Source organism: Streptomyces sp. CB01249 (assembly GCF_001905735.1).
Classification (GTDB): domain Bacteria; phylum Actinomycetota; class Actinomycetes; order Streptomycetales; family Streptomycetaceae; genus Streptomyces.
This window is the reverse complement of the sequence record NZ_LISW01000009.1, coordinates 481,927-493,944: the sequence shown is the minus strand read 5'-3', so window position 1 is coordinate 493,944 and position 12,018 is coordinate 481,927. Positions and strand designations below refer to the sequence as shown.

Sequence of the window (12,018 nt, the reverse complement as noted above, 5' to 3'; positions counted from 1 at the left end):
CGCATCGGTCATACGGGCGGAAGATGCGGAGAAATGATGCGGTGGTCGGGATTCCGCCATCGGGACGGGGCTCCCGCGTGGCCCGGCCGTCACCGTAGACTCCGCCGGGTGAGCACCACCATCGCCCAGGTCGGCGAACCGCAGAGCCCCGCCCCCGCCTCTCGCGCAGGCGGGCTGCCCCAGCGCCTCGTGCGGCCCGGGGCCGCCGTCCTCTCCGGCGTGATGCTGTACCTCAGCTTCCCTCCCCGGCCCCTGTGGTGGCTGGTTCTGCCCGGTTTCGCCCTGCTCGGCTGGGTGCTGTTCGAGCGCCGGGCCCGCGCCGCGTTCGGGCTCGGGCTGCTGGCCGGGCTCGGCTTCATGCTGCCCCTGCTGCACTGGACCGGCGAGGAGGTCGGCCCGGTGCCGTGGCTGGCCCTCGCCGCCGCCGAGGCGCTGTTCGTCGCGGTCGGCTGCATCGGCATCTCCGCCGTCTCCCGGCTCCCCGGCGGACCGTTGTGGGCGGCCGCGGTCTGGACGCTGGACGAGGCGGTCCGCGCCCGGGTTCCGTTCGGCGGCTTCCCCTGGGGCAAGATCGCCTTCGGCCAGGCGGACAGCGTCTTCCTGCCGCTCGCCGCGCTCGGCGGCACCCCGCTGCTCTCCTTCGCCGTGGTGCTCTGCGGCTTCGGACTCTTCGAGGCGGTGCGCCGCTTCGCCCACTACCGGTCCGCCGGTGAGCTCCGGCGAGGAGCGGCCGCCGTGGCCGCGGCGGCCGTCCTCGTCCCCGTGGCGGCGGCCTTCGCGTCGCTGCCGCTCGTGGACGACTCCGCCGAGGACGGCACCGCGACCGTAGCCGCGATCCAGGGCAACGTGCCCCGCCTCGGCCTCGACTTCAACGCCCAGCGCCGCGCGGTCCTGGACAACCACGCGAAGCGTACGGAGCAGCTGGCCCGGGACGTGAAGGCCGGCAAGGTCCCGCAGCCGGACCTCGTCCTGTGGCCGGAGAACTCCTCCGACCTCGACCCGTACCGCAACCCGGACGCGCGGATCGTCATCGACGACGCCGTGAAGGCCATCGGGGCGCCGACCGTCATCGGCGCGGTGGTCGAGCCCGACAGCGGCCCCCTGCGCAACACCCTGATCCAGTGGGAACCGGACAAGGGCCCCGTCGCCACGTACGACAAGCGGCACATCCAGCCATTCGGCGAGTACATGCCGATGCGCTCCTTCGTCCGCATCTTCAGCTCGGACGTCGACCGGGTGCAGCGCGACTTCGGCCCCGGCAAGAAGGTCGGCGTCTTCGACCTCGGGGGCACCTACACCGGTCTGGTCACCTGCTACGAGGCCGCGTTCGACGACGCCGTACGCGACACGGTCGAGCACGGCGCCCAGCTGATCGCCGTCCCTAGCAACAACGCCACCTTCGGCCGCAGCGAGATGACGTACCAGCAGCTCGCGATGTCCCGGGTGCGCGCGGTCGAGCACAGCCGGGCCGTCGTCGTCCCCGTCACCAGCGGCGTCAGCGCCATCATCCGCCCGGACGGCACGGTGGCCGAGAAGACGAAGATGTTTACCCCGGACGCCCTGGTGGACGAGGTGCCGCTGCGCTCCTCGCTGACCCCGGCGACCCGGATGGGACCGCTGCCCGAGGGCATCCTGGTCCTGCTCGCGCTCGGCGCGCTCGGCTGGGCGGGCGCCCTGGCGGTGCGCGCACGACGGGCCGGCTGAACGGACGGCCCGCCACGTAGGGTCGTCGCATGGCCATTCCTGACTTCATCCGCGAGATCCGTGCCACCGCCGGGCAGCAGCTGCTCCTGCTGCCCGGTGTCACCGCCGTCGTCTTCGACGCCGAGGGCAGAGTGCTCCTCGGCCGCCGTGCCGACACCGGCGAGTGGTCCGTGATCGGCGGCATCTCCGAGCCGGGCGAACAGCCCGCGACGACGGCGGAGCGCGAGGTGTACGAGGAGACCGCCGTGCGCTGCGTGGCGGAGCGGGTCGTCCTCACCCAGGCGCTGCCGCCCATCCAGTACGAGAACGGCGACCGCTGCCAGTTCCTCGACATCACCTTCCGCTGCCGCGCCACCGGCGGCACGGCCCGGGTCAACGACGACGAGTCGCTGGAGGTCGGCTGGTTCCCCGTGGACGCGCTGCCCGACCTGGCCGAGTTCGCACTGCTGCGGATCAAGCAGGCGCTGACCGACGGACCCACCTGGTTCGAGTCCACCGCCCCGCAGGAGTAGACACGGAGCGGGAGCAGACATGAAGCGGGAGCCGGGCGGACCGCCCGGCTCCCGTGCTTTCCGGAGCCCGGATCAGACGGTGCGCGCGGCGTCCCGGGGCGCCTCGGCCTCCGCCCCCGACCCCGAGGCGGACCCGGGTCCGACCTCCGCGAGGTCCCGGTGGCGGGTCTCCTTGGCGCAGACCAGGGCCAGCACCGTGAGGAGCGCGGCGGCTATCACGTACAGGGCGATGGGTGTCGAGCTGTCGTAGTCGGCGAGCAGGGCCGTGGCGATGAGCGGTGCGGGCGCGCCCGCCGCGACGGACGAGAACTGCGCGCCGATCGACGCGCCCGAGTAGCGCATCCGGGTCGCGAACAGCTCCGAGAAGAACGCCGCCTGCGGTGCGTACATCGCCCCGTGGAAGAACAGCCCGACCGTGACGGCCAGCAGCAGGTTCCCGAAGCTCCGGGTGTCGATCAGCGCGAAGAACGGGAACATCCACAGGCCCACGCCGGCCGCGCCCACCAGATAGACGGGCTTGCGCCCCACCCGGTCGGAGAGCGCGCCCCACAGCGGGATCACGGCGAAGTGGAAGGCCGACGCGATGAGCACGGCGTTGAGCGCCGTCTGCTTGCTCAGGTCCGCCGCGGTCGTCGCGTAGACGAGGATGAACGCGGTGATCACGTAATAGCTGATGTTCTCCGCCATCCGCGCCCCCATGGCGACCAGCACATCGCGCCAGTGGTGCCGCAGCACGGCCACGACGGGCATCTTCTCGGCGCCCCCGGAAGCGGCCTTCCGCTCGTCGGCGCGGGCCAGGGCCTCCTTGAACAGAGGCGATTCGTCGACAGAGAGACGAATCCACAGACCGATGATCACGAGCACCCCGGACAGCAGGAACGGTATGCGCCACCCCCACGACTCGAACGCCGCGTCCGAGGTCAGCGCGGTGAGCGCGGAGAGCACCCCGGTGGCCAGCAACTGACCGGCCGGCGCACCGGTCTGCGGCCACGACGCCCAGAACCCGCGCCGCTTCGCGTCCCCGTGCTCCGACACCAGCAGGACGGCCCCGCCCCACTCACCGCCGAGCGCGAACCCCTGCACCAGCCGGAGCAGGGTGAGCAGCACGGGCGCGGCCACGCCGACGGTCGCGTGCGTCGGCAGCAGCCCGATCGCGAAGGTGGCCCCGCCCATCATCAGCAGGCTCAGCACCAGCAGCTTCTTGCGCCCGAGCCGGTCGCCGTAGTGGCCGAACACCAACGCCCCGATGGGCCGTGCGGCGAAGCCGACCGCGTACGTCAGGAAGGACAGCAGCGTCCCGACGAGCGGTTCGGAGTCCGGGAAGAACAGCTTGTTGAAGACCAGCGCGGCCGCCGACCCGTAGAGGAAGAAGTCGTACCACTCGATGGTCGTGCCGATGAGGCTGGCGGCGACGATGCGCCGCAGGTGCGAGGGCGGTGGGGGAGCGGATGCTGCGTCGGCCATGGGTACCACTTCCGGGCGGTCGGGGGACGGGGGACGTGTCGCCACACCGTAGGAAGGGGCAGGTCAGGGGCGTATGTGGCGGGACACCACAGTTCTCGGCGGGGGTGTGCGCGGGGGCACCATGGAACTGGGGCGTACGCAGCCGGATGGCACGGCCCGGTTCGTGCGACGATCCCGGGCATGACACCCCCTGCCGCCCCGCAGCCGTCCGGCGTTTCCCCCGAAGGGGTCAACGCCGCCCCGGCCATGGCCGTACTGGCGGCGCTCCTGGACCGCTCGGTGGTCCGGATTGCCGAGGCAGCGGCGGATGCCCGCTGGTACGACCGGGAAGCGATCCGGGCGGCCTCCGACGTATGGGACAACAACCTCTTCCCGCTGTTCAGGGCCGCGCATTCGGCCCATGCGCACAAGCGTGAACGGCGGGCGCTGGCCGCCCTGACATGGATGGCCGGGATCAGCGAGCGCCGCCGCGGGTGGATGACGGAGCAGGCCGCCCTCGCCGGGTACGACATCGGCCCACTGCTCTCCCCGGCCGCGCCGTACGTCCCGGGCCGGGACTATCGCGGACACGTCATGGCGCCCCTGCCCCGGCCGGTGACCCGGGAGTGTGTGGAGGAACTGCTCCCCGACTACGACCTGTCGGCGGCCGAGGTGAGCCATCTGCGAGTGGAACGCGCCGGCCGGGACCTGACCGCCCTGCTGCAGCTGGCCGTTCCCCGGAGGTTCGCCGTCGAGGAGGGCGGGGCCGCGGACCCCGCCTTGCTGAACATCGCGCTGGACCGCGTCACCGAGGCCACCTTCGACCTGTCGGACCTGCGGGGCGCGGTCCTGGACCCACGGGCCGACGGGATCGCCGTGTCCGTGGGGGCGGGTGGCCGCCTTCGAGCCGACGTCGCCGAGTACTGGTGCGACGACCGTTCATGGCACCGCTCCGCCGCCGGCCGACGCGCCGACGCCGTGACGCCGCCCCGGGGTCAACGCTCGGACCGGCCCGACCCGCCACCGCAGGACGGGGAGCTGGGGCCCGACGCGCATGCCGCCGCCGTGCTGCTGCGGCACGTGATGTGGGAGATCCGCACGGTGCGGTATCCCGGCCATGCCGACCGGGTGCCCGTACGCGACCTGTGCCGGGTCTTCGAAGGGGCGGGGGCCGCGATCGTCGCCGCCGGCTCCGCGCCGCGCGCCGACCGTGAGGCGGCCTTCCGGGACCTGATCCGCGCCTGGGCCGACCGGGGCGGCCCGGTCCTCGCCCGCATGTTCGCGCACATCCTCAGGTCCGGCGCGGGTCGCGACGACCTCATCGGGGCCGGTGAGGACCGCGTAGGCGCGCCCTCCCCGCTCACCGAAGCGACTCGGCGCCCGGAACCGCCCCGCAGCGCCGCTCTCGTCATGGCCGCCTGGACGGCCGCCCGCGCCGGCTACCGCACGGAGCATCCCGCCGAGGCCCAGCTCCAACTGGCTCTTCCGGCGGAGCCCGGTGCGCCGTGGCGCCTGCGCACTCTGAGCTGCGCCGAGCCCCACGCCTTCCGCCTCGCCGTGACCGCGTTCCAGGGGCCCGGCGAGCTCGCCCGTACCGGGAAGGCCACCGGTCCCAGCAGCCTCGACCTGCACCAGGGCGCGTTGTACGTGGCCACGGAGCAGGGCTGGAGCGCGGCGGTCGGCTGAGCGCCTCAGAACCCCGCCGTGGACGGGCTGTTCACCAGGTTCTCGTTCGCCGGGCGCCGTGTGCCCGCGCCGTGCATGAAGACCGAGGTGACGGCGGCGGCAGCGGGTTCCACGCCCAGTTTGGCGTGCAGGGCCTGGCCCAGGGCGCCCTGGAGGAGGGCGCTGTAGAGGTCGAGGAGGGTGTCGGGGCCGAGGTCCGTGCGCCAGGTGCCGTCGGCGGAGCCGCGTACGAACAGGGCGGTGAGGGGTTCCATGAGGCGGCGGGCTGTCTCGTCGGGCATGGCGGGCTTGCCGTGGATGCACATCAGGGCCTGGTACTTGGCGGCCTGGCTCATCGCGATCCGGCTGACCCGCGCCACGCCCTCGGGCACGGTCACGCGGTCGAGCCCCGCGTCCGCCAGCTTGCCGATCAGTTCGGCGCACGCTTCCTGGGACAGGGCGTCCAGCAGGGTCTCGCGGCTGGGGAAGTGGCGGTACAGAGTGGTGCGGCCCACGCCGGCGGCCGCCGCGACGTCCGCCATGCTGACGCTCTCGCCCCGCCGGGCGAGCAGCATCGCTGCGGCGTCGAGGATCGCGACCGCGACGCGATCGCGAAGGTGCACGTTTCTTGTCATCAATCCAAAAGATACTGGCCTACCGGCGCTGGTACATTCATGTTCCACAACGGATCGCATGAATCCCGCCCGGTGAGTCGTCCGTCGTGGACCGTGCCCCGGTGGAGCTCCGACCGCCCGATGGAAGGGCGGATTCCGTATTCATGCCCGCCGGAGCGCACCGTTGCCACCAGCCGGAGGTCGCGGGGGGTGGACAGATCGAGCGGGCCCCGGGTGGCCCCGCAGCTTCTCCGAAAGGTGAGTCATGACCACGTTGCAGAAGAATGAATCGAGCCCTCCGGGGGGAGGTGGTGGTGCCTCCAGCGACAAGCTGGACAGCAAGGTCCTCCTCGTGGCCGGAGTGGTCGTGCTCGGCGGGATCATGTCGATCCTGGACATCACCGTGGTCTCGGTCGGACTGCAGACGTTCCAGAAGGAGTTCGCGGCCACCTCGGCCCAGGTCGCCTGGACGATGACCGGCTACACGCTGGCCCTGGCGAGCGTCATCCCGCTCACCGGCTGGGCAGCGGACAGGTTCGGGACAAAACGTCTCTATCTGCTCGCGGTCGCGCTGTTCGCGGCCGGGTCGGCGCTGTGTGCCGCGGCTAACTCGCTGGAGATGCTGGTCGCCTTCCGGGTGATCCAGGGCCTGGGCGGCGGCATGCTGATGCCGCTCGGTATGACGATTCTGACGCGTGCGGCCGGCCCCGAGCGGGTCGGCCGGGTGATGGCCGTGCTCGGCATTCCGATGCTCCTCGGCCCCATCTTCGGCCCCATTCTGGGCGGTTGGCTGATCGACATCGCCTCCTGGCACTGGATCTTCCTGATCAACCTGCCGATCGGCGCGATCGCGCTCGTGTACGCGGCGCTGGTGCTGCCCAAGGACAACGTGGAGCCGTCCGAGACCTTCGACTGGGTGGGCGTGCTGCTGCTCTCGCCCGGCCTCGCGTCCTTCCTGTACGGCGTCTCCTCCATCCCGGAGACCGGCACCGTCTGGGCCGCCAAGGTGCTCATACCCGCGATCATCGGTCTGGTGCTCGTCGCCGCGTTCGTACCGTGGGCGCTGCGGCCCGCCAACATCCACCCGCTCATCGATCTGCGGCTCTTCCAGAACCGTGACCTGAGCGTCGCGGTGATCGCCATGTCGCTGTTCGCCATGGCGTTCTTCGGCGCCAGCCTGCTGTTCCCGCTCTACTTCCAGCAGGTGCGCGGGGAGTCGGCGCTCGACTCGGGCGTGCTGCTCGCCCCGCAGGGCATCGGCGCGATGATCACCATGCCGATCGCCGGCATGCTCGCCGACCGCATCGGCCCCGGCAAGATCGTGATCACCGGCATCGTGGTCATCACCGTCGGCATGGGCATGTTCACGCAGCTCACCGCCGACACGTCCTACGCGTACATCATCACCGCGCTCTTCATCATGGGCCTCGGCATGGGTGCCTCGATGATGCCGATCATGGCCTCGGCGCTGGCCACCCTGAGGGAGCACACGGTCGCCCGTGGCTCGACCCTGATGAACATCGTCCAGCAGGTCGCCGCCTCCATCGGCACCGCCCTGTTCTCGGTGCTCCTCACCAACGGCCTCAAGGACATCACCGCGAGGACCCCGGCCGGCATCAAGGACCAGATGGGCGACGCGTTCGCCTCGGTGTTCCTGGTGGCGGCCATCCTCATCGCGGTCTGCCTCGTCCCCGCCCTGCTGCTGCCCCGCAGGAAGGTCAAGGCGGCGGACCCGACCGCGATGGTCGGCCACTGAGCACACGGCACTGCCCGGCGGACGCCGCCGGGCCGGAACGGCCTCGCGCCGCCTCCGGCCCGGCGGCGTTCTCGTGTCGTCCGGATGAAAACGGCGCTGCGGCTCCGCGGAGAAAGGCGTCATCCCCGCCCTCGGCGGGCCGGTCGGCGCAGTCTGCCGAGGGTTTGGATGCCGCGGTTGCGGCGGGTGCGCGGCAGGTGCGTGAGCGGCTGTCTGCGGCCTTTCCGTCATGGCTCTGACCTGGTGTTTCATCGCGAAACGGCTAGCCTGGGCGCGCCTGTTGGACAACCCGGGGAGGGCGTCGTGGACGAGAAGGTCACCGCGTACGAGGAGAGCGACATCCAGGCGTTGTACGGCGCGGACGCATTCCGCAAGCGGCCCGGAATGTACATCGGCTCGACCGGCCCGCGCGGCCTGCACGTCCTGGTCTACGAGATCGCGGACCGGCCGGTGAACGGGACGCCGGCCGGAAGGGCCGCCTCCGTCGACATCACCCTGACCGCGGACGGTGGCGTGCGGGTCGCCGACGACGTGGCGGGCGAGGCCGACGGCCCCGGACTCGAAGCCCGGCTCACCCGTAGAGGGCCCGGGACAGGATTCCAAGGCCGTGATCGTGTGCTGCTCGGTGACTTCGGCGTGGGGCCCGCCGTCGTCAACGCGCTGTCGCGCCGGATGACGGCCGAGGTGCGGTACGACGGGGTCCGGTGGGCGCAGGAGTACGCGCGCGGCGCCGCCGTCACCCCGCTCACCGAGACGGGCACAACGGCCCGGAACGGCACCGTGATCACGTTCTGGCCCGACGCCGACATCTTCGGGTCCGCCGAGGTCTCCGCCGACGCGCTGGAGGACCGGTTGCGGGAACTGGCCTTTCTGAACCCGGGCCTGGACCTCTCCCTGACCGATCGGCGCCGCCCGGACGAGGCCCGTTCGGCACGCCTGTGCTTCCCCGGCGGCACGCGTGACTTCGTCGGTTTCCTCGACGGCCACGAGGCGGCGCACGGCCCCGGCGACACCGTCGCCTTCGCGCACGAGGACGCCCGCATGGCCGGGGTGATGGACCTGGCCTTCCGCTGGTGCGACCGTCCGGGGGAGCGGGTGCGGAGCTTCGCCAACAGCCGGGCGACTCTCTCGGGCACCCATGTGGTGGGCTTCCACGACGGAGTGGCAGCCGCGGTCAGTACGTACGCACGCGAGAGCGGGCTCCTCGCGCCCATGGACCCCGACATACCCGCCGACCGCGTCGGCGAGGGGCTGACGGCTGTCGTGTCCGTGAAGCTCGACCGTCCCGAGTTCCTGGGTGCCATCCGCGAGCGGCTGGGCAACAACGAAGTGCGGGCGTGCGTCGCGCTCGCGGTGCGGGAGCACCTGGGCCGGTGGCTGAGGGCGGGTTCCGAACGGGCCGCGGCCGTCGTCGGCCGGATCGTCGCGGGCTCCTGAACCCGGGGCGTACCCGGCCCGGTCGCTTGATCGCCCCGGGGCGGGGTAGCGAAGGTGCATGGTCACTGAGAACACGCCCGCTGCCGGATACGTACAGCCCGAGATCGACGTACCGGGGCTGACCCGGGTGCTCGACGGGGACTACGCCGGGATCCGGGATCTCGTACGGAGCAATCTGGTCGCGTACGCCTCCGTGCTGGAGGAGGCCGAGGAGCTCGGCATCGACGCGTATCGCGAGCGGGTGCGGGAGATCGTGGTCGAGATGGCCGCGACCGGGCAGACCGGGATGGGGTTCCCGAAGGAGTACGGCGGAGGCGGTGACGTCGGGGCGTCCATCGCCGCGTTCGAGACGCTCGCCTTCGGGGATCTGTCCGTGCTGGTCAAGGTGGGTGTGCAGTTCGGGCTCTTCGGCGGCGCGATCCTCCAGCTGGGCACCGAGCGCCACCACCGGGCGTATCTGCCGGACCTGATCACCGGGCGCCTGATGGGGTGCTTCGCGATGACCGAGACCGGGCACGGCTCCGACGTGCAGTCGCTCGGTACGGTCGCGCGGTACGACCCCGCCACCCAGGAGTTCGTCCTGACCACCCCGGACGACGAGGCGTGCAAGGACTACATCGGAAACGCCGCCCGCCACGCGGAGCTCGCGGTCGTCTTCGCCCAGCTGGAAGTGGCCGGGAAGGCCGAGGGCGTGCACGCCTTCGTCGTACGGGTCCGGCAGGACGGCGAGGTGGTGCCCGGCGTCCGGATCGAGGACGACGGGCGCAAGATGGGCCTCAACGGCGTCGACAACGGCCGCATCCGCTTCGACGGGGTGCGCGTGGACCGCGAGGCGCTGCTCAACCGGTTCGCCGACGTCACCGCCGAGGGCGTCTACGAGAGCCCCATCGAGAACCCCGGACGGCGGTTCTTCACCATGCTCGGCACCCTCGTGCAGGGCCGGGTCAGCGTCGCCGGAGCCGGGGTCGGCGCGGCCAAGGTGGCCCTCGCCGTCGCCACCAAGTACGCCGTGCGGCGGCGGCAGTTCGCGGCCGCCCCGGACACGGAGGAGCAGCTGCTCCTCGACTACGGACTGCACCAGCGCCGCCTGCTGCCGCTCCTCGCCCGTACGTACGCACTGCACTTCGCGCAGGACGCCGTACGCGCCCAGCTGCACGACGTCTTCTCCGGCACCGGGGACGACCCGCAGGCCCGGCGCCTCCTCGAATCCCGGGCCGCCGGCACCAAGGCGCTCGCCACCTGGCACGCCACCCGGGTCGTCCAGGAGTGCCGCGAGGCGTGCGGCGGCGCCGGCTACCTCAGCGTCAACCGGTTCGCCGCGCTCAAGGCCGACAGCGACATCTTCACCACGTTCGAGGGCGACAACCACGTCCTGCTCCAGCTCGTCGCCAAGGGCCTGCTCACCCATTACGCGAGTGAGTTCGAGGACCTGGACCAGCTCGGGACCGTCCGCCACGTCGCCGGGCTCGCCGTCGAGACGGTCCTGGAGAAGACCTCCGCCCACAAGCTCCTGGAGCGGGTCCGGGACCTGCTGCCGGGCGGCGACGAGTGGGACCGGGAGGCCGGGCTGCTCGACCCGGAGTACCAGCTCGCCATGGTCCGCTTCCGCGAGGAGCACATGCTCGCCGGGGTGGCCCGCAGGCTCAAGCGCGGAATGGACGCGCACGAGGACCCGGGCGCCGTCTTCTCCCGCGTCCAGGACCACGTCATCGCCGTCGCCCGCGCCCACGTCGAACGGCTCGTCCTGGAGGCGTTCACGGACCGGGTGCGCGCCCTGCCCGACGGCGGCGACAAGGAGGCGCTGCGCCTGCTGTGCGACCTCTTCGCGCTCTCCGCCATCGAGGCGGACCGGGCCTGGTTCATGGAGCACGGCCGGCTGACCGTCCAGCGCTCCAAGGCGATCAGCCGCGAGGTGAACGACCTCTGCCGCAAGGTCCGGCCGCTCGCGGTGGACCTCGTGGACGCCTGGGGCATCCCGGACGAGATGCTGCGCGCCCCGGACCTGATCGGCTAACTGCGCACGGCGGTCGTCGCCAGGGTGACGTACTCCATGGTGAAGCGGCCGCCCAGTGCGTCGATGGCCTCGCCCACCGCCGTCAGGATCTCCGTCAGCTGCTCGGGGCGGAGCCGGGTGAGGCCGCCCGTGGTCGGGAGCAGGCCGAGCCACTGGTCCCGGGTGTAGGAGCGCTCCCAGTCGAACTGCCACTGCTCCGGTGCGTGGAAGTGCCCGGTCGCGCCGATCTGTTCGGCGGTCTTCGCGTACCCCGCCCGGTACGCGTCCAGCGGGCGCCGGGCCGGCTGACCGCTGAACGGCGAGTCCGGGGCCACCCGGCGGAAGGCCGCCGCGAACGGCTCCGCCACCGCGGCGGGCGGCTCGAAGACGTGCCCGAAGACCGCCAGGCGCCCGCCCGGCCGCAGCACCCGGGCCGCCTTCCCGGCGCCCACCGCCGGATCCACCCAGTGCCACGACTGGGCGGCGGTCACCGCGTCGAACATCCGGCCCGCCGGGTCCCACTCCTCGAAGGTCGCCACGTCCACCCCGACGCCGTGCGCGCGGGCCAACTCCGCCATCCGGGCGTCCGGTTCGACCCCGAGCACCGCGCAGCCCGCCGCCCGGAACTGGCGGGCCGCGATCCCGGTACCGCAGCCGACGTCGAGCACGTCCGGCCCGGGGCTCCCGGCGACGATCCGGGCCACCAGGTCGTCGGGATAGGCGGGGCGGGCCTCGTCGTAACGCCGTGCGTCCGTGCCGAAGGACTCGGCGGTCCGCCGGGCGTGATGGGGCTGCGGCGGGGGACCGGGCTGCTCTCGCGGTAGAATGGGCATGCGTTCACTTTAGTGGGCAAGCGCCCACAAGCCAAGGTGTGGCAGGGACGTGGACGAGGTG

9 protein-coding genes are annotated in these 12,018 nt (G+C 72.1%); 6 read left to right on the top strand and 3 right to left on the bottom strand.

All coding sequences use genetic code 11. The features are described from left to right. The first annotated feature begins 108 nt into the window (after nucleotides 1-108). Both lnt and AMK18_RS32245 read left to right on the top strand, forming a co-directional pair. Entirely contained in the window at nucleotides 109-1,704 is a 1,596-nt protein-coding gene (gene lnt / locus AMK18_RS32250; RefSeq protein WP_018102772.1) for an apolipoprotein N-acyltransferase, read from the top strand. A 29-nt stretch (nucleotides 1,705-1,733) separates the two neighbouring features. Beyond that, nucleotides 1,734-2,216: an NUDIX hydrolase gene (locus tag AMK18_RS32245; protein ID WP_073865588.1), complete on the top strand. Its 483-nt coding sequence runs from the start codon at nucleotides 1,734-1,736 to the stop codon at nucleotides 2,214-2,216. Between the two features lie 72 nt (nucleotides 2,217-2,288). On the opposite strand, the gene AMK18_RS32240 is transcribed toward AMK18_RS32245, so the two are convergent. Further along, nucleotides 2,289-3,680, bottom strand: coding sequence for an MFS transporter (locus AMK18_RS32240; RefSeq protein WP_073865587.1), 1,392 nt, complete (start codon nucleotides 3,678-3,680; stop codon nucleotides 2,289-2,291). 180 nt (nucleotides 3,681-3,860) lie between these two features. On the opposite strand from AMK18_RS32240, the gene AMK18_RS32235 reads away from it, so the two are divergent. Then, nucleotides 3,861-5,345, top strand: a complete 1,485-nt coding sequence (locus tag AMK18_RS32235) for a hypothetical protein (protein ID WP_143202283.1) — start codon at nucleotides 3,861-3,863, stop codon at nucleotides 5,343-5,345. 5 nt (nucleotides 5,346-5,350) lie between these two features. Here AMK18_RS32235 and AMK18_RS32230 read toward each other — a convergent pair whose 3' ends face one another. Then, on the bottom strand, nucleotides 5,351-5,947 hold the full coding sequence (locus AMK18_RS32230; protein ID WP_018102775.1) for a TetR/AcrR family transcriptional regulator: 597 nt from the start codon (nucleotides 5,945-5,947) through the stop codon (nucleotides 5,351-5,353). A gap of 256 nt (nucleotides 5,948-6,203) precedes the next feature. On the opposite strand from AMK18_RS32230, the gene AMK18_RS32225 reads away from it, so the two are divergent. The 3 genes from AMK18_RS32225 to AMK18_RS32215 all read left to right on the top strand — a co-directional run bounded on the left by AMK18_RS32225 (nucleotide 6,204) and on the right by AMK18_RS32215 (nucleotide 11,145). Next, nucleotides 6,204-7,694: a DHA2 family efflux MFS transporter permease subunit gene (locus tag AMK18_RS32225; protein ID WP_073865585.1), complete on the top strand. Its 1,491-nt coding sequence runs from the start codon at nucleotides 6,204-6,206 to the stop codon at nucleotides 7,692-7,694. Between the two features lie 303 nt (nucleotides 7,695-7,997). Beyond that, nucleotides 7,998-9,131 carry a hypothetical protein gene (locus tag AMK18_RS32220; RefSeq protein WP_241836693.1) on the top strand — a complete coding sequence of 378 codons (1,134 nt, stop codon included), beginning with the start codon at nucleotides 7,998-8,000 and terminating at the stop codon, nucleotides 9,129-9,131. 58 nt (nucleotides 9,132-9,189) lie between these two features. After that, nucleotides 9,190-11,145, top strand: coding sequence for an acyl-CoA dehydrogenase family protein (locus tag AMK18_RS32215; protein ID WP_073865584.1), 1,956 nt, complete (start codon nucleotides 9,190-9,192; stop codon nucleotides 11,143-11,145). Here AMK18_RS32215 and AMK18_RS32210 read toward each other — a convergent pair. Continuing rightward, on the bottom strand, nucleotides 11,142-11,957 hold the full coding sequence (locus AMK18_RS32210) for a class I SAM-dependent methyltransferase (protein WP_073865583.1): 816 nt from the start codon (nucleotides 11,955-11,957) through the stop codon (nucleotides 11,142-11,144). The genes AMK18_RS32215 and AMK18_RS32210 overlap by 4 nt on opposite strands. Nucleotides 11,958-12,018: the final 61 nt, after the last annotated feature.

Excerpts from the sequence above, each read along its gene's own strand:
- AMK18_RS32240 (WP_073865587.1), bottom strand. The coding sequence starts at position 3,680 with ATGGCCGACGCAGCATCCGCTCCCCCACCGCCCTCGCACCTGCGGCGC.
- AMK18_RS32210 (WP_073865583.1), bottom strand. The coding sequence starts at position 11,957 with ATGCCCATTCTACCGCGAGAGCAGCCCGGTCCCCCGCCGCAGCCCCAT.
- AMK18_RS32235 (WP_143202283.1), top strand. The coding sequence starts at position 3,861 with ATGACACCCCCTGCCGCCCCGCAGCCGTCCGGCGTTTCCCCCGAAGGG.
- AMK18_RS32225 (WP_073865585.1), top strand. The coding sequence starts at position 6,204 with ATGACCACGTTGCAGAAGAATGAATCGAGCCCTCCGGGGGGAGGTGGT.
- AMK18_RS32215 (WP_073865584.1), top strand. The coding sequence starts at position 9,190 with ATGGTCACTGAGAACACGCCCGCTGCCGGATACGTACAGCCCGAGATC.
- AMK18_RS32245 (WP_073865588.1), top strand. The coding sequence starts at position 1,734 with ATGGCCATTCCTGACTTCATCCGCGAGATCCGTGCCACCGCCGGGCAG.